General features: G+C 44.5%; 1 protein-coding gene. It reads right to left on the reverse strand.

What is annotated here, in order from left to right; all coding sequences use genetic code 11:
- The coding region (locus DK187_RS21175) for an ISAs1 family transposase (protein WP_162623585.1) at window positions 1–304 on the reverse strand (304 nt) is incomplete at its 3' end.
- Between the last annotated feature and the right edge of the window lie 40 nt (window positions 305–344).

A 344-nucleotide genomic window follows, 5' to 3' on the forward strand; every position in this document is an offset into this window, starting at 1 on the left:
AGGTTCGTTTTGAGACAGATTTCGCCCAGCCGATAAAGCATTGTCGAAACTGAGTGGTGTTGAGTCGAGAAATGATACGAGCAATGGTGTCGTGAGTGGGCACACCTTGAGGAAAAAGCCCTTTTTCCTGTAACCAGAGGCAGTGTGCTTCTCCAAAATCTTCAATATCCTCCCAGCCAGACGCTCCGCTAATCACACTGCAAATCGATAAAAATAGAACATCAAACAGAGAGTAGGTGATTTTAGCGGTTTGTCGAGGGTCTTGAATATCCTTGAAATGTTGAGAAAAAGCGTCAATGTCCAGAAATCACCCCTTAAAAAGGCGTAAGATAGCGCCAGACTTA

It is taken from the genome of Marinomonas arctica, from assembly GCF_003259225.1.
Lineage (GTDB): Bacteria > Pseudomonadota > Gammaproteobacteria > Pseudomonadales > Marinomonadaceae > Marinomonas > Marinomonas arctica.